Annotated in this window: 16 protein-coding genes; 7 read left to right on the forward strand and 9 right to left on the reverse strand. The window is 62.1% G+C overall.

The features are described from left to right. Window positions 1-191: 191 nt before the first annotated feature. Genes rutA through rutD form a run of 4 tightly spaced genes read left to right on the forward strand, consistent with a single transcriptional unit; the run spans window position 192 to window position 3,187 of the window. A complete protein-coding gene (gene rutA, locus C0V82_RS24840) occupies window positions 192-1,271 on the forward strand; it encodes a pyrimidine utilization protein A (protein ID WP_102115079.1) in 1,080 nt (359 codons plus the stop codon). Beyond that, a complete protein-coding gene (rutB, locus tag C0V82_RS24845) occupies window positions 1,268-1,999 on the forward strand; it encodes a pyrimidine utilization protein B (RefSeq protein WP_102115080.1) in 732 nt (243 codons plus the stop codon). Before rutA ends, rutB begins: the two co-directional genes overlap by 4 nt. A 25-nt stretch (window positions 2,000-2,024) precedes the next feature. Then, entirely contained in the window at window positions 2,025-2,414 is a 390-nt protein-coding gene (rutC, locus tag C0V82_RS24850; protein ID WP_102115081.1) for a pyrimidine utilization protein C, read from the forward strand. Next, window positions 2,414-3,187: a pyrimidine utilization protein D gene (gene rutD, locus C0V82_RS24855; protein WP_102115082.1), complete on the forward strand. Its 774-nt coding sequence runs from the start codon at window positions 2,414-2,416 to the stop codon at window positions 3,185-3,187. Before rutC ends, rutD begins: the two co-directional genes overlap by 1 nt. A gap of 3 nt (window positions 3,188-3,190) precedes the next feature. Here rutD and C0V82_RS24860 read toward each other — a convergent pair whose 3' ends face one another. From C0V82_RS24860 to C0V82_RS24870, 3 genes are all read right to left on the reverse strand, one after another. Next, complete coding sequence (locus tag C0V82_RS24860; RefSeq protein ID WP_102115202.1) at window positions 3,191-3,496, reverse strand: type II toxin-antitoxin system RelE/ParE family toxin; 306 nt, start codon at window positions 3,494-3,496, stop codon at window positions 3,191-3,193. A gap of 2 nt (window positions 3,497-3,498) precedes the next feature. Beyond that, window positions 3,499-3,744 carry a type II toxin-antitoxin system ParD family antitoxin gene (locus C0V82_RS24865; RefSeq protein WP_102115083.1) on the reverse strand — a complete coding sequence of 82 codons (246 nt, stop codon included), beginning with the start codon at window positions 3,742-3,744 and terminating at the stop codon, window positions 3,499-3,501. A gap of 73 nt (window positions 3,745-3,817) precedes the next feature. After that, a complete protein-coding gene (locus C0V82_RS24870) occupies window positions 3,818-5,743 on the reverse strand; it encodes a TonB-dependent receptor domain-containing protein (protein ID WP_102115084.1) in 1,926 nt (641 codons plus the stop codon). A gap of 236 nt (window positions 5,744-5,979) precedes the next feature. Between C0V82_RS24870 and C0V82_RS24875 the strand changes: the two genes are divergently transcribed. After that, window positions 5,980-7,146 carry a GGDEF domain-containing protein gene (locus C0V82_RS24875; protein WP_158660191.1) on the forward strand — a complete coding sequence of 389 codons (1,167 nt, stop codon included), beginning with the start codon at window positions 5,980-5,982 and terminating at the stop codon, window positions 7,144-7,146. Between the two features lie 55 nt (window positions 7,147-7,201). Here the strand turns inward: C0V82_RS24875 and C0V82_RS27160 are convergent, their stop codons facing one another. The 3 genes from C0V82_RS27160 to mprF all read right to left on the reverse strand — a co-directional run bounded on the left by C0V82_RS27160 (window position 7,202) and on the right by mprF (window position 13,178). Continuing rightward, the gene (locus tag C0V82_RS27160) at window positions 7,202-9,214 is read right to left on the reverse strand and encodes a hypothetical protein (RefSeq protein ID WP_158660192.1); all 2,013 of its coding nucleotides are present in this window, start codon (window positions 9,212-9,214) and stop codon (window positions 7,202-7,204) included. Window positions 9,215-9,342: 128 nt separating this feature from the next. Beyond that, window positions 9,343-10,599, reverse strand: coding sequence for a virulence factor family protein (locus C0V82_RS24880; protein WP_158660193.1), 1,257 nt, complete (start codon window positions 10,597-10,599; stop codon window positions 9,343-9,345). Window positions 10,600-10,601: 2 nt separating this feature from the next. Further along, window positions 10,602-13,178: a bifunctional lysylphosphatidylglycerol flippase/synthetase MprF gene (gene mprF / locus C0V82_RS24885; RefSeq protein ID WP_102115087.1), complete on the reverse strand. Its 2,577-nt coding sequence runs from the start codon at window positions 13,176-13,178 to the stop codon at window positions 10,602-10,604. A 130-nt stretch (window positions 13,179-13,308) separates the two neighbouring features. Between mprF and aptA the strand changes: the two genes are divergently transcribed. Both aptA and C0V82_RS24895 read left to right on the forward strand, forming a co-directional pair. After that, on the forward strand, window positions 13,309-14,637 hold the full coding sequence (aptA, locus tag C0V82_RS24890) for an omega-aminotransferase AptA (RefSeq protein ID WP_246814646.1): 1,329 nt from the start codon (window positions 13,309-13,311) through the stop codon (window positions 14,635-14,637). A 42-nt stretch (window positions 14,638-14,679) separates the two neighbouring features. Beyond that, window positions 14,680-16,131, forward strand: coding sequence for an NCS1 family nucleobase:cation symporter-1 (locus C0V82_RS24895; protein ID WP_102115088.1), 1,452 nt, complete (start codon window positions 14,680-14,682; stop codon window positions 16,129-16,131). Between the two features lie 2 nt (window positions 16,132-16,133). Here the strand turns inward: C0V82_RS24895 and kynB are convergent, their stop codons facing one another. From kynB to C0V82_RS24910, 3 genes are read right to left on the reverse strand one after another with little or no spacing between them, the layout of a single operon-like run. Then, window positions 16,134-16,763 carry an arylformamidase gene (gene kynB, locus C0V82_RS24900; RefSeq protein ID WP_102115089.1) on the reverse strand — a complete coding sequence of 210 codons (630 nt, stop codon included), beginning with the start codon at window positions 16,761-16,763 and terminating at the stop codon, window positions 16,134-16,136. Beyond that, window positions 16,760-17,593 (reverse strand): tryptophan 2,3-dioxygenase, encoded by an 834-nt coding sequence (gene kynA, locus C0V82_RS27660; protein ID WP_102115204.1) that lies wholly within the window; start codon window positions 17,591-17,593, stop codon window positions 16,760-16,762. The genes kynB and kynA overlap by 4 nt, the downstream gene beginning before the upstream one ends. Window positions 17,594-17,650: 57 nt before the next feature. Continuing rightward, complete coding sequence (locus C0V82_RS24910; protein WP_158660194.1) at window positions 17,651-18,955, reverse strand: alpha/beta hydrolase family protein; 1,305 nt, start codon at window positions 18,953-18,955, stop codon at window positions 17,651-17,653. Between the last annotated feature and the right edge of the window lie 30 nt (window positions 18,956-18,985).

The following is an 18,985-nucleotide window of genomic DNA, read 5'->3' on the forward strand; positions in this document are numbered from 1 at the left end:
CCAATTTCCCGCCATCTGCCGCTTTTCCTGGCACCGCTGCCACAACAGGCGTAGGCTTCATCCCAGACCGGTCACGCGCCACGACCGGGTTTTGCCTTGTTTTCCGCCATTCAGACGCCCTTGGCACGGAACCTGCGAAGCTGATCGGCTTTCCCACGTTTCGACCCAAGGTCACTTTCAGGGGAGGCAGGATGGAGATCGGTATATTCATTCCCATTGGGAATAATGGCTGGCTCTTGTCGGAGAATGCGCCACAATACAAACCAAGCTTTGATCTGAACAAACAGATCACCCTGTCGGCGGAAAAGCACGGTCTGGATTTCGTGCTGTCGATGATCAAGCTGCGTGGTTTTGGCGGCAAAACTGAATTCTGGGATCACAACCTGGAAAGTTTCACCCTGATGTCGGGTCTGGCCGCCGTGACCAGCCGCATAAAGATTTACGCCACCGCCGCCACCCTTGTCATGCCGCCCGCCATCGTGGCCCGCATGGCATCCACCATCGACAGTATTTCGGGCGGCCGGTTCGGCGTGAACCTCGTCACCGGCTGGCAGCGGCCAGAATATTCGCAGATGGGCCTATGGCCGGGGGATGAGCATTTTGCCAACCGCTACGACTATCTGGCCGAATATGCCACCATCCTGCGTGAGCTTTGGGCCACGGGCCGCAGCGACCTGAAGGGCAAATATTTCCAGATGGATGATTGCCGTCTGTCGCCGCGACCGCAGGCCGATGTGAAGCTGATCTGCGCCGGGTCATCCAATGCCGGCATGGCCTTTTCCGCGCAATATGCCGACTATAATTTCTGCTTCGGCATGGGCGTGAACACGCCCACCGCCTTCGCCCCCACCGTGGACCGCATGCGGGCGGCGGCGGAAAAGACGGGGCGCGACGTTTCCTCCTACGTCCTGTTCATGATCATCGCGGATGAGACGGACGAGGCGGCAAGAGCCAAGTGGGAGCACTATAAAGCCGGTGCCGATCAGGAGGCGATATCCTGGCTGGGCGTGCAGGGTGCGGCCGACACCAAATCCGGCTCCGACACCAATGTCCGCCAGATGGCCGACCCCGTTTCCGCCGTGAACATCAACATGGGCACCCTGGTCGGGTCCTATGAAACCGTGGCCCGCATGCTGGACGAGGTGCCGACGGTCCCCGGCACCGGCGGCGTCCTGCTGACTTTCGATGATTTCGTAAAGGGGGTGGAGGATTTCGGCACCCGCATCCAGCCGCTGATGAAATGCCGTCAGCATATCAAGGGGCCGGCATGAGCAGCGCCGGGTATGAGCCGCCAAAGCCCCGGTCGCAGCCGGTCACCCTGCCTGCCCGGCCCGAACCGATCCGCCTGGACCCGGCGGAAACCGCCGTGATCGTCGTGGATATGCAGAATGCCTATTCCACACCCGGCGGCTATGTCGATCTGGCCGGGTTCGACATTTCCGGCGCGCGCGGCACCATCGCCAATATCAAGCGCACGCTGGATGCCGCCCGCGCCGCAGGCGTCCTGGTTGTCTATTTCCAGAATGGCTGGGACCCGGACTATGTGGAGGCGGGCGGGCCCGGCTCCCCCAACTGGCATAAATCCAACGCCCTGAAAACCATGCGCGCCCGGCCCGAATTGCAGGGCCAATTGCTGGCCAAGGGCACCTGGGATTACGCGATTGTGGAGGAGCTGCAGCCGCAGAAGGGCGACATCCTGATCCCCAAGACCCGCTATAGCGGCTTTTTCAACACCAATGTCGACAGCGTCTTGCGGGCGCGCGGCATCCGCAATCTGGTCTTTGTCGGCATCGCCACCAATGTCTGTGTCGAAAGCTCGCTGCGCGACGCCTTCCACCTGGAATATTTCGGGGTGATGCTGGAGGACGCGACCCACCATCTGGGCCCCGACTTCATCCAGAAGGCCGCCGTTTATAATGTCGAGAAATTCTTCGGCTGGGTCGCCACCGTCGATGATTTCTGCGGCACCATCTCCCAGGCCGCCCCCATCACCGAGTAAAGCCAACAGAACAGGAGCAGCAAATATGCCCAAGCAGATCATCGTGCCCGAAGGCACGCAAAAGCCCATCGCCCCCTATTCGCCGGGCACCCTGGCCGATGGCGTCGTCTATGTCTCTGGCACCCTGCCGTTTGACAAGAACAATGACGTGGTTCATGTCGGCGATGCCGGGGCCCAGACGCGCCATGTGCTGGAGACGATCAAATCGGTGATCGAAACGGCGGGCGGCACCATGGAGGATGTGACCATGAACCACATCTTCATCACCGACTGGGCCAATTATCAGGCCGTCAACAAGGTCTATGCCGAATATTTTCCGGGCGACAAGCCGGCCCGCTACTGCATCCAGTGTGGTCTGGTAAAGCCTGACGCGCTGGTGGAGATCGCGACCGTCGCCCATATCGGGAAGAAGTGATGCATGTGGAAACCCATGGCCGGGGCGATGCCGACGCCCCGGTCCTGATCCTATCCTCGGGCCTGGGCGGCTCCGGTGCCTATTGGGCCGCCCAACTCCCCGCCCTCACCCCTCATTTCCGCGTCATCACCTATGACCATCGCGGCACGGGGCGCACCGGCGGCATGGTTCCCGAAAATGGCGGCATCACCGCCATGGCCGATGACGTTCTGGACATCGCCGACCGGCTGGGTGTGCAGCGTTTCAGCCTCATGGGCCACGCCCTGGGCGGCCTGATCGGTCTGGACCTCGCCCTGCGCGCGCCCGACCGGCTCGAAAAACTGGTGCTGATCAATGCCTGGAGCAAGGCCGATCCCCATTCCGGCCGCTGCTTTGATGTGCGCCTGGAACTGCTGGAAAAATCCGGCGTACCGATGTTCGTAAAGGCACAACCTTTGTTCCTCTACCCCGCCATCTGGATGGCCGAGAATGCCGACCGGCTGGAAGCTGAGGAGGCCCACGCCATCGCGCATTTCCAGGGTGCCGACAATATCCGCCGCCGCATCGCCGCCCTTCGCGGCTTTGATATCGATGCCCGATTGGGGTCGATCCCCCACCCTACCCTGGTGATGGCCACGAAGGATGACCTTCTGGTGCCCTACAGCCGCTCCCTGCGTCTGGCCGACGGCCTGCCCAACGCGCAGTTGCACCTGAGTGCGTTCGGCGGCCATGCGGTCAATGTGGTGGACCCAGACGGGTTTAACGCAACGGTGCTGGGGTTTCTACGCGGATAGGCGTCATGGCTCTTCGAAATAGGTTTCAACATCCCGGTGCGCCTCAAGGATATTGATCACCTCCAGCCGGTCATCAACATACTGGAAAAACACAACATAGCCCCGAAACGGCGATGACCGCATGCCCGCGCGCAGTTCCGGACGGGGCCTGCCCAGGGTACCGGGCAGGCGGGCCAGCTTGCGGCAATGATCATCCAGTGCCGCCACAAACTTCTGCGACACCGCAGTGCTCAAGCTCTGCCGTGTAATGTATCTCAGAATATCGGCTACATCCCGTCGGGCGGCAGCGCTGTAAAGCAGGACCCGCACGATCAATAGCCCTCTTTCTCAAGCTCCTTCGATACCTGCGACAATTCCCGTGTCAAATCCTCAGACGTGCCAAAGCCCCCCTCCGTAATCGACGCGTTCAGCGTGTCGCGCAGGGCCTGCAACTTGGCCTCGCGCTCCTCCACCAGACGCAGCCCTTCGCGGATGACCTCGCTGGCGGAGCCATAGCGGCCATTCTTCACGACATCATCCACAAACGCCTCCCACCGGCGACCGATCGACACATTCATGCTGTCCTCCTGGCATTACAGGCCGAACCATAGCACAGAATGCGCATATTTTGTTATCGATCCGCCACCGCCCTCACATCCTCACTGTCAGCGACAGGCGCCAGGTCCGCCCCACCATCGGCTCATATTCCCCATCGCCCTCAACAAAGAATCCCTGCGCATCGAGCAGGTTCTGCACCTGGGCGCGCAGGCTCGCCTCCTGCCCCCACAGGCCGAATTCCTGGCGCAGGCCCGCATCGACCAGGGTGTAGGCGGGGGCATCGGCCAGATTGTCGCCGCGCGCGGTCGTTTTGGCGCTGTGATCCACAGTCATGTCAACCGACAGCCCCTCCACGATACCCGGCGCATAATCGACGCTGGCCTGCCATTGCAGCCGGCTTTGCCCCACAGGCCGCCGCCCGATCAGGCCCTGTTCCACCTCATCCCCCCCCACCTCGGGGTCCAGCAGGACAGCGCCCAGCACCACCGAAAGCCCTTCCACCGGCTCCCCCGACAGCGATGCCTCCACCCCCCGGTGCCGCACCTCACCCAGGAAGCCGTAACGGCCAGCGGCATCCACCCCGTCATAGGGCCGGCGCACATCAAACACCGAACTGGTCAGCGTCAGCGGCCCGACAGCGGTACGTATCCCCGCCTCGCGCTGTGTGGTCTTCACGGCCGGCAGCACGGCATTGCGGTTCACCGCGGTAATGGGCGCCGATCCGCTTTCCTCCAACCCCTTGGAATAGCTGGCATAGGCGATGACGCCATTCTCAAACCGCCAGGCGGCGACACCATTATAGAGCCAGGGCTTAGACCCGCCCCGGGCCTGCCCGCCCGTGCCGGGCCGCGCGATCTTGGTATAGTCGGCCTTCTGCACCCCGGCCCCCAGGTCCAGCCGCCTATCCCAGGACAGGTTATAGGCCAGGCCCAGCGTATGCTGCTTTACCTCGTTGCGGTCCTGCGGCTGGTCGAAAAGCACCACGGGTTTCGCCACATCGGGCCGGCGATCCATGGCCCAGGGGCCGTAATCCACCTCGACATCCCCGCCCTTGCGGCTGCGCTTGGACAGGCCGCGTCCCGCCAGACTGATGGTCTGCTGTGTCCGGCCGTCCACCCATTCATAGGCGACCGACGCCTCCCCCGACCATGCCGCATAGCGCGTGGCCGGCAGCAATACATGCAGCATCCGCCCCTGCCGGTCCTGATCGACCGACAGCAGGGCAAAGGCGTCATAGGGCAGGCGATGCACCGACCGGAACAGCCCCGCCCGCGCCGTCAGCCCGTCCATCAGGCCTGCATCGACGATGACCCCCTGGTTCTCGCTCTCATAGGCCCAGTCACCCCAGGGCAGGGTGTGATCCACATCCCGGTCCACGCGCGGCGGCAGATAGGGGCCGTCGGGCAGGTAGTTGGGCACCACCTCGCTGTCATGCATCTGGTCCCAGTCGGCAAATGCCGTGACCGTCACATCCTCCGTCACCTGCCAGCGCGGCACGAACCCGGCGGACCAGGACCGCTGATCCCCGCCAAAGGCGCCGTTGCTGTCGGGCCGCGCCGCTACCCCGGCTGACAGCTTGAACCTCCCGTCCGTGGCCACATAGGCCGTATCCAGTTCCATGAAGGGCGACGTCCGGGGATCAATGCCCACCCGCATCTCCGCCCCCGTCCCTTCCGGGTCGCGCAGCGACAGGTCGGCAATGCCCGACGGGGCCGGGAACAGCAGGCCGACGGTATTCAAACCCACCCGGATGCTGGTCGCATCCACCACCCGGTCGGACAGCGATCCCTGCTGTGAGATGAACAGGCCCTGCAAACGCACATTGCCGGCACTGTCCGGGCTGAACCCGCGCACATTGCCGGCATCATAAAGGCCGATGGATTCAGTACCGACGCGCAGGCCGAAGGCATCGGTGGCATTGCGCACGACATTGTCGTCACTCTGCTGCGCCGTCACCGACGGGGCGGACAGCAGTGCAATGGCGCAGACACTGCACCCGGCAAAATTCCTGATGGACATGGATCACTGCCTGATTTTGTTCTGGTTGGTCATTTGCGGCAACAATACGCCCCTCACTACCACAGGCCTTTTACATCCGCCATAGGATATATTCTTTGACCGGTGCGTTCACGAAGCCTGCATCCAGCAACAGCCCTAAGGGGGCTTTTCCGCCACCCTATGCCATTGCACAGTTTCGAAAGCCACGTTCCTGAGGTTAGCTGAGGGGACAGGTTCCGTTGTTACTGGAGGATAGGGTGGCAGGTGATCGCAATGTGGTGGGCCGGCTGACAGCGGCCTACGTGATCGCTCTGACCCTGATCGCCATCCTGTCGGGTGGCGTGCATCTGCTGCTGGACAATGTCATTTCCGAACAGCGTGACGCGGCCACCATCATCAATATCGCAGGCCGGCAGCGCATGCTGTCACAGCGCATATCCCTGCTGGGCAATGACCTGCACCAGGGGGACGAAACGGCACGGCAGCCGCTGCGCGACGCCATCGCCCTGATGCGCCGGTCACAGGATGCGCTGGTACATGGCGATGATCTGGGCATCTCCAACCCGCTATCCCCCGATGCCAGCGCCCATTATTTCGCCGGCCCAAGCCCGCTGGACGCGCGTGTCCGCGCCTTCCTTGATGATGCAGAGCGATTTGTAGAAACCGGCGACGAAGCATCGTTCCGGCAGTTCCATCTGGCCGCCCGCGACACGCTGCTACCGGCATTGGACCGGGCCGTGACCATCTTCGAGAATGAAGCCAATGGCCGTACCCATTGGCTGCGTCAGGCACAGAAGGTGGTGCTGGCCATCCTGCTGACCACCCTGCTGGCAGAGGCGGTTTTCATCTTCCGCCCGATGGTGACACGCATCCGGCTTTACGCCAGCCGCCTGTTCGATCTGGCCAGCCGCGACAGCCTGACAGGCCTGCCCAACCGCCGCTTCCTGGTCGATAGCGGCGAAGCCGCCGTGATCCAGGCCCGGCGTGACGGGACGGAACTGTCCTGCCTGCTGGTCGATCTCGACCATTTCAAGGCCATCAATGACCAGCATGGTCACGCCACCGGCGATGCCGTCCTGGTCCGCTTCGCCGAACTGGCCCAAACGGCCCTGCGCCAGGGCGATATGGTGGGCCGGACAGGGGGGGAGGAATTCGTCATCCTGTTGCCGGGCGCCGGCGAGGCGGGAGCCTTGCTGGTGGCCGAGAAACTGCGCGCCATGCTGGATGCCGACCGCAGCGAAGGCCTGCCCCATTTCACGGCCAGCATCGGTGCCACCACCCTGGCCCCCGGCGACCGTGGCCTGCCCGACCTGTTCTCCCGCGCCGACGCCGCGCTTTATGTTGCCAAGGGTCTGGGCCGCAACCGCGTGCGGTTTGAGGCAGGGCAGCCGGTCGCACGGGACCAGGCAATGGAAATGGCGTGAATAGCGGCACTATGACCGCTGGCGCAAACGCGTCGCAATGGCAACCTGATCAATACTACCGTATCCGACTGCTAGGCTGTTGCGCCAAAGCGCGTGCCGCATGCTCTTTGCACTTGTTACAAGTTGGGCCCTTCTTCAATTTGCTGGGTGATATTGCATAGCACCCATCCTTAGGACAATTCAACTTATCGCAGACCAAATCGATATTCACGTTGGCACCTAAGTAATTAGCGTTCGGCGACAAACGTAGTCCAAATTTAGCGGCCAATTTCTCAAAATTATCTTGCCTATTTATCTTATCACATTCTTTACATTTATAGCTACCGGAATTCGCCTTCTGTAGCGCCTGATGAATTCCAACCTTCTTATTGTGTCCGTTTTTACAAATTATTTCATACAATTCAATCTTGCTGTCTTTTTGACTCGTACCCCTCCATTCCTGAGGGGGAACAGTCCATCCCTTATCTTGCATGACCTCTTTGAAATTGGTCCAAGTAGTACCATCGCCAGGACGACGCCTAATTATCTTTGGCTGTTCATCATTGCAGGCCTTGCAAAGTTTTTGCGTTTGCCCAGAACGAATTTTTCTGGAAATGTCTGCGCGCGTACGGTTTTCTACTTTATTATGCCGCAGACATTTTAATTCGACAAAATCCTCAACATTCACTGATTTTTCGGCATTTACAATACGATACCCGGCTCGTTCGCAAGCATATACAAAACCTTCCCAAATTTGCCAGTCACCACAGGACATGCATGGCAGCAGGCATGCCTCGAGACGTTGTGCCCACATATTATTGGGGTATCCGCACTTGTCGCACCGATAATTGTAAGGGCTATTAAAGCCGGTCCATATTTGGTCGCCAAGAAAGGTCAGACCGCGTTCCTTGGCGATACTAGTATGCGCCCTAAGAACTGAGTGAGCCTCAATAAACTCCGTAGCTGTCGGCAAATCACGGCTCGGCATTTCAAGGGGATATTCAGCCGTCCCCAACTTCTGTTTACTCAATGCATCCCTTAAATCCAGCAGCAAAGCCTCTACATTATTCTCACTTCGCGATAGTACTTGTCGAATGTCTTCATCCGACCAACGAACCACTGCGTACCGCCACCCTTCAAGAACCCCCCCGCGTTCAATAGCTTTAATCTTCAAATTGTCTTGGCGTGCAGTTTCCTCGACAGATCTATTCTTAAAAAAATGGCTGTCTTTATCAGCATCATGCACGCTTGAGTGGTTCTCAATGACTATTTTATACACTTCAGAGGCAACGTCATAACGATTAGTAGCCTCCGGCCTTGCTGGATCAGCCCCCTGGATAGTATACTCCGCCACCCATTTGCCATCAGGCCAAAGAACCTTACATGTAGCTAGCAGTAACATCTCTCCCGCCGGGCGCTGACACTCCCCGCAACCTCGCCCCCTTTGGACACTCCACGATTTCTTGAATTCGTGATCATTTGCGCATTTAAAATGTAGCTCAGAGTTAATATTATTGTACGCATTTATATTCAGAATTGTAAGCCCGCGAACGGCAGCGCGAGCCATAAGTTCTTCAGGAGGCAACTTATTACCTACGCATACTGGACACCCATTCCCCCCACTCTTGCGAAGTAAATTTTTGATAGTTATTGATCTCTCATGGCCACACTCCTTCCCACTCCTATAGTTAAGACAGACAACAGTAATTTCATCCAGGAATTTAGCTGTGTTTTCTTTAATTTTATTTTTATTGATTTTATTTTTATTAATTACAAATCCGATTCCATCCCCCATGCATTCCTTGAATTTTAATTTCAACTCAGATAATCTGGCCAAAATTTCAGAAACTGACCATATATATTTTCTTTCTTTAGCCTCGTCATGACAATGCGGGCATATCTTCCAACTTTTTGCCTGAGCTTTCTGATGGCTGATTTTATTTTCTCTAATGTACCCACACTCCATATGCTTTACAATAATCATGTCCGAATTCTTTAATGCAATCGGTGAAAAATCTACCAATTCGTAACCATTTTCGTCAAACGCCATTGCTGATCTGCTGGGTCCTGTCTTTTTTGGTGGCGCCATACTTCGGTCTCCATTCTAAGTATAAAGGCCTATTCAAGCGCATATAATGCCATTGTAGATCAGTGGGATTCAACAACTAAGAACATTGCACCCAGTTGCCTCCCCAGACGAGACTGGGAGCTGCCCCCTCACCGCCCCATCCGTGTTTCCACTCCTGCCAATATCCGCGCCGCCAGCGCTTCATAATTGCCGTCGAAATGGTGCCCGCCCTCGGTCGCCACCACTTCCACACCGGTCCCCACCAGCGTGTCGCAGACCCCGTCAGCGTCTTCACGCCCCTCAAAACATTGCAGTTTGCTGGGCGCGATCCGGTCCAGGTCGGGTTTGGTCGGCTGGGTGCTTTCGCTGTTGGCGGTCAGGAACTCGCCCACCGTCACCTCGAAATTAGCCCTGGCCGACAGGGCCAGCAGGGAGACTTGCACCACGCTGTCCCGCTGCTCCGCCGGCAGCAGGTTATAAAGGGCCGGCATGACATCGGCGCCGAACGAATATCCGACCAGCACCACCTTCTCCACGCCCCATGCCTTGCGGTAATGCGTGATCAGGCGGGAAAGGTCGACCGCACTATCCTCCGGCGACCGCCAGGCCCAGTAATAGCGCAGCATGTCCAGGCCAACCGTGGGCACGCCCTGGCTTTGCAGATATTCCGCGATATCCTTGTCCAGATCGCGCCAGCCGCCATCCCCGGAATAGACGATGGCCAGCACCCCATGTTTCGCCTCCGCCGGCAGTTCGGTCAGCGGCAGGTCGGACAATTCATCCGCCCCCTGCGCCTCCACGCGCCGCGCCATTTCGGCAATCAGCCTTTCGCCCGGCCGCCCCCCGCCGCTGGGCCGCACCACCGGCACCTGTGCCCCTTGCGGGTTGGCGCAGAACGGCTTGGGCAGCGGCCCCTTGGCCTCGTCCACGGCCACCGCCCCGCCCAGGATGGCGGGCGTGCCCGTCCCGGCCATGGCCACCGCCATATCCGCCCCAGCCCCAATCCCGGCCAGCACCGGCAGTTGATAGCGTTTCAGCCCCAGCCCCCGCTGTGCGGCATGGGCCACATCCTGCAGGGCCCAGCTGGGGTCCACACATTCCCCATCCGCCGCCGCCACCCGTGCCGTCACTTCCTTCAGGTCCAGGCCAATGACCACGACGCCCGCATGCACCAGACGGCGGGCCAGGTGCCCGCTGCGCGCGTCCCACCCTTCCGGGCCGGACAGCAGCATGACCACCGGGCCATCCTGCCGCCCCATGGCCTGCATCACCCGCACCGGCCCCAGCAGCCCATCGACCGGCAGATGCACCCAGGAAGGCGCGATATCGTAACGATGCACCCACCAGGCGGGAACAGTCAGCGCCGCCAGCCCCGCAACCAGCAGGCCCATGATCACGCCGCGCATCGTCATTTCCCCACCACTCCCCGCAATCCGCCGGCAATCAGGACGGTAATATCGGCCAGGGCCAGCATCGGGTTCAACCCGCCCGGCACCGCCATATAGCGGGCTTCCCATTCCGGCCCGAACTTGGACTTGAAGGTGCGCAACCCGCTGAAATTATAGAACCTGTCCCCGCGTTCATAGACGGCCCGGCCCACCTGCTGCCACAGGCCCACGGCACTGGCCGACAGGCCCGATAGCGGCGCCATGCCCAGATTGAAGCGCTTATACCCCTGTTCCTTGAACATCAGGATCAGGCGCATCAGCAGATATTCCATGACGGCGGGCGGCGCCTTGCTGGAAAACCGCATCAGGTCGATGCTGGCCTCCTCCCCTTGCCCCGTCAGCATCAGGCTGGCAAAGGCCACCACTTGCCCGTCGCGGCGCAGCACGGCGACGGGGCGCAGCGCGATATAATCGGGGATGAAGGCCCCCAGGGAGAACCGCTTCTCCCGCACATTATGCGCGGCCATCCAGTCATCCGACACGGCGCGCAATTCATCCATCAGGGCCGGTACCCCCGCCGCCGGCACCATCTCGAACTGCACGCCCGCCTTTTCGCAGCGGTTGGCGGAATTGCGCAGATTGGCCCGCTTCGATCCTTTCAGGTCGAAGCTGCTCAGGTCCACCTGCGCCTCCTCACCCAGCTTGAAGGCCACCAGCCCCATATCGGCATAAAGCGCCAGGTTTTCCGGGGCCACCTGATAGAACACGGCCCGCCCGCCCGACGCGCGCGCCATCTCCACAAACCGCCAGATCAGGGTTGCCCATTCCACCGAAGGCCCCACCGGATCGAACAGCGCGATCCAGGACCGCCCCTGGCGGGCATACATGATGAAGGCCTGACCGTTTTCGGAAAATAGCAGCTTCTTGTCGCCCAGCAGCGCCAATTGCGCCCCCGGTCGCCGCTGCGCATCCACCACGGCCAGCGCCTTGGCCAGCATGTCCTTGTCCGGGTCCGGCAGGTCGGCCATCACGGCGGGCCGCAGCAGCACCCACCCGGCCCCCAGCCCCGCCAGCAAGGCCACGCCCAGCAGGGCCCGCAACCCGCGCGGCGCCTCGCCCGAAAACTCGAACTGCCACCACAGATCATGGGTGTAATCGACACCCTTATAGACGAAGAACAGCACCGACAGTGCCGCAATCAGCAGCAGGCCCACCGCCACCAGCCAGGGCCGCGTCAGGGCCGAATGCAGCAGCGAGGCCTTGCGCGTAAACTCCCGCCGCGACAGCAGCAGCAGGCACAGCAGCACCGCCAGCAGCACCATCTCCGTCACGGCCAGCGCCTTGGCCAGCGCCAGCACCATGGCCGCCAGGACGATGGACACCGCCGCCCACCACGCCCCGTCCAGCCGATATGTGACCCCCCGCGCCACCACGAACAGCATCAGGCCAAGCACCGATGACAGGAAATGCGCCCCTTCCATCAGCGGCAGGGGCAGCAGGCCTGACAACAGGTCCAACCGCGCATCATCGGCGGGCGTGACGCCGGAAAAGACTAGCATGCTGGCCAGCAGCAGTGTCAGCGCCCCCAGCACCGGCGGGGCCAGCCGCCGGCCCGCCCGCACCACGCGCGTATCGGCCAGCATGACCGCCACCCGCCGCGTCTCCAGCAGGGCCACGGCCACACCCGCCAGCAGCAGCGGCACAACGTGATAGACCACCCGGTACAGCAGCAGCGCGCCCAGCACCTGTTCGGTATCGGCGCGGCCCCCCACCGCCGCCATAATCACCGTCTCAAACACGCCCAGGCCGGCGGGCACATGGCTCAACACGCCCAACCCGATGGCGACCGCATAGATGGCGATGAAGGATGGCAGGTCGATATCGGCACTGGCCGGCAGCAGCACCCACAGCACCGTGCCCGCCGCCGCAATATCCACGATGGTGGCCAGGAACTGGATGATCAGCAGGCGCGGGGCCGGCGGCTCCACCGACCAGCGGCCGATCTTCACGGCCTGATGCCGCCCCGACGCCACGACCAGTGCCGCCAGCAGGCAGAGGCCGACCGCCCCCACCCCGTGCCCGATCCAGCCGGGCATCCCCATACCGGTGACATCGCCGGCAACAAACAGGCCCAGGGCCGTGACGCCAGCCACGCCCAACCCGAAGGTGGCCGTGACGAACCCGACAATCCGCGCCACCTCCTCCGGTTCCAGCCCGTGCGGGGTATAGAACCGATACCGGATGGCGCCCGCCGTCAGCGGCCCGAACCCCACTGTGTTCCCCACCGCATAGGCACAGAAAGAGGTGAGGCCGATCACCGGATACGGCACCTTGCGCCCGACATAGCGTAGTGCCGTCCAGTCATAGAAGGTCAGCGCCAGGAAACTGACGCCGGTGGCCGCCACCGCCACCGCCAGCGCCCAGCCCGGCGTGGCGCGCAGGGCGTCCACCACCTCCTGATACGAAATCTCCGCCGCCAGATGCGACAGGGCCGTCCAGGCCAACGCGCCCACGGCCAGGATCACCAGCCCCGTCAGGCCGCCCTTGACCCAGCCGCGCCAGGGAATACGCCCGACCTCACCCGTCACATCCGCCATGATCCGTGATCACCCCTTTTGGACCTGCTACCCCGGTCCTTTCCGGTTGTCATCGGCCAACTTCCTGCACACGGCAAATTACTTCTATGTCATCCTATGCCCATCGTTAACAAGATGGAGCGACCGTGTCGTGACCGGAACCACGCACCCGTCCACCAACAATCTCGATGCTTTCTGGATGCCGTTCACCGCGAACCGGCAGTTCAAGCAGACGCCGCGCATGCTGGTTTCGGCCAGCGGCATGTATTACCGCACCGATGATGGCCGCCCCATTCTGGATGGTACCGCCGGCCTCTGGTGCGTGAATGCGGGCCATTGCCGGCCAGAGATTGTGAAGGCCATTCAGGCACAGGCCGCCGAAATGGACTATGCGCCCGCCTTTCAGATGGGCCATCCCGGTGCGTTCGACTTCGCGTCACAGCTCACGGCCCTGCTGCCCGCCGGACTGGACCATGTGTTTTTCACCAATTCCGGGTCAGAATCGGTGGATACCGCGCTCAAGGTGGCGCTGGCCTATCACCGCGCGCGTGGGGAGGGGCAGCGTACCCGCTTCATCGGGCGCGAACGCGGCTATCACGGCGTGGGTTTCGGCGGCATCTCCGTCGGCGGCATTGTCACGAACCGCAAGGCGTTTGGCACCATGTTGCCCGGCGTCGATCACCTGCCCCACACCCATGGCCGGTCCCAACAGGCCTTCTCGCGCGGCCAGCCCGAATGGGGTGCCCATCTGGCGGATGAGCTGGAACGCATCGTCGCGCTTCATGATGCCAGCACCATCGCCGCCGTCATTGTCGAACCGGTGGCTTGCTCCACCGGCGTGCTGGTCCCGCCCAAGGGTTACTTGGAGCGGCTGCGCGTCCTCTGTGACAAGCATGGCCTGCTGCTGATCTTTGATGAGGTGATTACCGGCTTTGGCCGCCTGGGCACGCCGTTCGCCACCGATTATTTCGGCGTCACGCCAGACGTCATTACCGCCGCCAAGGGCCTGACCAACGCCACCGTGCCCATGGGTGCCGTCTTCTTTCAGAAGAAGATCTATGACGCCTTCATGACGGGGGCGGAACACATGATCGAGCTGTTCCACGGCTACACCTATTCCGGCCACCCGCTGGCCGCTGCCGCCGGTCTGGCAACCTTGAAGGTCTATAAGGATGAAGGCCTGCTGACCCGCGCCGCCGACCTCAACGATTACTGGGCCGATGCCGTCCATTCGCTGAAGGACGCCCGCCACGTCGTGGATATCCGCAATCTGGGCCTGATCGGCGCCATCGAACTGGACCCGCTGCCGGGACAGCCCACCAAACGCGCCTTCACCACCTTCCTGAAATGTTTTGAGAAAGGCGTCCTGATCCGTACCACGGGCGACATCATCGCGCTCTCCCCTCCGCTGATCGTGGAGAAGGCGCAGATCGACCAGATCGTGGAAACGATCCGCGACGCACTGGCGGGCGTGGAATAGAGGACGCCCCCTCCCGCTTCCACCAACCCACAGGCCCCGCCCATGTCCGATCCGGTCAACACCCAATCCGGCCTCTGGAACCCCGATCTCGCCCCGGTGCCGGCGGAACGGCGGACCTGGAACTGGGTGCATTATGCCTCGCTGTGGATCGGCATGGTCATGTGCATCCCCGCCTACCTGCTGGCCTCGGGCCTGATCCAGCAGGGCATGTCGGCGGGACAGGCGGTGTTGACGGTGCTGGCCGGCAATCTGATCGTGCTGGTCCCCATGGTCCTGATCGGCCATTCGGGGGCAAAATATGGCCTGCCGTTTGCCGTCATCGTGCGATCCAGCTTCGGCACGCGCGGCAATAAACTGCCCGCCGCCCTGCGCGCGCTCATCGCCTGCGGCTGGTTCGGCATCCAATGCTGGGTGGGCGGCAGCGCCATCTATGCCATCGCCAACATCATGATGGGCGGTGCCCTGGCGGGGGACAAGATCGCGGCACTCGGCATCGATGCCGGACAGTTGGCCTGTTTCCTGTTCTTCTGGGCCCTGCATCTCTGGTTCATCAAACGCGGGCCGGACAGTATCCGCTGGATCGAAACGGTCACGGCCCCGTTGAAGATCGTCATCATGCTGGCCCTGCTCTGGTGGGCCTGGGACAAGGCCGATGGTTTTGGCCATCTGCTCTCCGCTCCCTCACAATTCGTGACCGGTGGTGCAAAGCAGGGGCAATTCTGGGCCGTTTTCTGGCCGGGCCTGACGGCCATGGTCGGCTTCTGGTCCACGCTGGCCATCAACATCCCCGACTTCACGCGGTTCGCGAAAAGCCAGAAGGATCAGATGCTGGGCCAGTCCTTGGGCCTGCCCATCCCTATGGCCTTGCTGGCCTTCGTCTCCGTCGCCGTCACCTCGGCCACCATCATCATTTATGGCGAAGCGATTTGGGACCCGGTCGATCTGGCCGGACGGCTGGAAGGCATTGCGGTCGCCATCGGCCTGATCATCATCACCATCGATACCTTGTGCGTGAACCTCGCCGCCAACACTGTCGGCCCGGCCTATGATTTCTCCGCCATCTTCCCCCGCCATGTCAGTTTCGCGACGGGCGGTTACATCACCGCCGGCATCGGCATCGCCATGATGCCCTGGAAACTGATTGAGACGACGGACGGCTATATCTTCACCTGGCTGATCGGCTATGGCGCTTTATTGGGGCCGATCCTGGGCATCATGCTGGCCGATTACTGGCTGATCCGCAAACAGGTGCTGAACGTGCCGGCCCTGTTCGATGCGCAAGGCGAATACCGCTTCCGATCCGGCTGGAACCCAGCCGCCCTCATCGCCTTTACCCTGGCCGTGCTGCCCAACCTGCCGGGCTTCCTGCATGCCGCCTTCCCCGGCAGCTTCGCGGGCGTGCCGGGCGTCTTCACCGAACTCTATAACTACGCCTGGTTCGTGGGGCTGGGGATATCGGCGCTGGTCTATCTGGCCCTGATGCGGCGAACCTGAGCCTACGCCATCTCCCGCAGCACCGCCCTGACCGGTGCCGCATCCGCGCCCTCCAGCCGGATCGGCAGGGCGATCAGCTCATAAACCCCGTCCGGCACCCCATCCAGGACCAGCCCTTCCAGGATGCGCATGTCATGCCGGCGCACGGCATGGTGCGCGTCCAGGGTCTTGCTGGTTTCCGGATCGACCGACGGTGCATCCGTCCCGACCAACCGCACGCCACGCGCGGCCAGCGCTGTGATCAGGCCGGCATCAATGGCGGTAAAGTCACTGACCCATCCATCCGGAAACCGGTCAAACGTGTGCAGCAATACCCGCGTGATCCCCGCCCGCAACACGGGCAACACATGCTCAACCGTGACCAGTCCGGCACCCGCCGGCACAGTCACCACCTGCGCCGGTCCCAGATAGACCTCCAGATCCAGCGCCCCGATCCCCGCACCTTGGGCATCATAATGGAGCGGTGCGTCGGCATGGGTGCCGGTATGGGTGGACAGGGTCAGGCGGCTGACATTCACGGGGCATCCCGGCCCGATGGCCCAGGTCCGCTCCTCCTGATAGGGCGTATCGCCCGGCCAGACAGGGATGCCGGGCCGCACCTTCTGGCTGATATCCCAGATGCGCCCGCTCAAATCGCCGTCCTCACGCTCAACAGTTCGGGGAAGAAGGACAGGCTCAGCGCCTTCACAAGGTAGGACACACCGCCGGTGCCGCCGGTGCCCATCTTGTACCCGATGATGCGCTCCACGGTCTTCATATGGCTGAACCGCCATTGCTGGAACCGGTACTCCAGATCGACCAGCTTCTCCGCCAGCTCATAAAGCTCCCAATGTGCATGCGGATCGCGGTAGACAACCGACCACGCTGCCTCCACCCGCTTATCCGCCTGATAAGGCTGTGACCAGTCTCGATTCAGGGCGTTCTCCGGTATGTCAAACCCCCGCCGCGCCAGCAGCGCCAGGCATTCATCATAAAGCGAGCGTTCATTCAGCGCGGTCATCAGGCGCGCATGCACCTCCGGCATCCCCTGATGCACGGTAATCATCCCGGCATTCTTGTTGCCCAGCATGAATTCCAGCAGCCTGTACTGATAGCTCTGAAATCCTGAGCTTTGCCCCAGATGCGGGCGGATGCGGCTGTAATCCGCCGGCGTCATGGTGGACAGCACGTCCCAGCCCTGGATCAGCTGCTGTTGGATACGCGCCACCCGCGCGATCATCTTGAAGGCTGGGCCCAGATCATCCTGTTTGATCTGCTGCCGGGCCGCCGCCAGCTCATGCAGGCACAGCTTCATCCATAATTCCGACGATTGGTGGATGATGATGAACAGCAGCTCATCATGCTCCCCCGACCGCGCATGCTGGCAGGACAGCAGCGGTTCCAGGCCCAGATAGGCGCCATAGGACAGGTCGGGTGCCTGATGCACCCCTTCCTGGGACAGATCGACGGCATTGGGCTTCATGGGACCGGGCACCTTTGGGTCAAACCTGCCGGACCATTTCATCTGCAACGATTGCCGTCAAGGGTTAGGCCCCGCCAGCGTCGCGCCATAATTGCCCTTGATCCGCCCCTCCTGGATGAAGTCGCGCATCATCGTGAAATAACCGTCGGGCGCCCGCGTGGACACCCGCTCACCGCTTGCATACGTCTCGTAAAGGTAAAGGCCATGATCGGCGCCGGGATATAGGGCCGATGTCACGTGCCGCCCCGCCGCTGTCAGGTACGCCAGCCGCCGCATCGTCTCACCGGGCGGCGCCACGGCATCATCGCCGGCCAGCACCCAGAGCTGTGGCACGGTCAGGTTCCGCAACACCGGCATCGGATCATAGTAAAGCGAAATCCCCGGCGCGATCCCCGGCCCGACCTGGCGCAACTGCGCCTCATCCATGGCCAGAACCGGTGCCACGACACTGCCACGCGCTTTGCTGAACCAGGGTTCCGGGCTGTAACGGCTGCGCAGTTCGGCGATACGCTCGTACCCCGACTGGAAATTGCTGTCGATCAGCGTCTCGATCGCCTGCGACAGTTCCAGGGCCTTTTTCGTCTCCGCAGCGCCAAAGCCGGCGCGGGCCATATCCGTGGCCAGCAGTTCATGCTCCGCCGCGGCGGGCGACACGGCCAGCCCGAAACTCACGATGACGAAATCCACCGGCTCCATCCGGGCCGCCAGCGGCGCGACCCATCCGCCCTGGCTGCCCGCCTGATAGCCGGCACGCGTCACCCGTTTGCCGGCCAGACGCCGCGCCTCCGCCATGGCCGCCACGGCATCCGCGGCCAGCGTGGCGAAATCATGGGTGTAGTGGCCCGTCGACGCCCCCGTGCCCCGCTTGTCATACACAAAGGCGGCAATGCCGGCGGCGGGGAACATCCGTTGCAGGGCATAGGATTGGCGCGCCGCCGTTCGCTCTGCCCCATGCACCAGAACCACCAGCGGCACCTTGTCCCCGCCTTCCGGCAACAGCAACCGGCCCGCCAGCATGGCGCCATCGACGGCAAACTGCGTCTCGACCACCCGCAGGGCGATGCGCGCGGCCATCCGGCCGTTGAAGCGAAGATTGCCCTGCGCACAATCTAGCGTGATTTCTGTGCCATCCGGTCGACCGGTCCAGCCCATTGTGCTGGTCCATCCGGCGCCGGCCTGTTCGGTCAATGCGCCGGTGCGGCCATCCGGCAGACGCCAGCGCAAACCGTCGCCTGCCCCCGGTGCCACATCGATGAAGCCCCCATCCTCGAACCGATAGACGCCCACGGCGCAGTGATCTGCGGCGCCCGCCGGCGTCACCGCCATCAGCAGGGTCGCCAGACACAGCATCAATACCCTCATGGTCGCCTCAAATTCTCTGTTCAACCGCCC

The sequence above is a fragment of the Niveispirillum cyanobacteriorum genome (genome assembly GCF_002868735.1).
In the GTDB taxonomy this organism is placed as follows: Bacteria; Pseudomonadota; Alphaproteobacteria; order Azospirillales; family Azospirillaceae; genus Niveispirillum; species Niveispirillum cyanobacteriorum.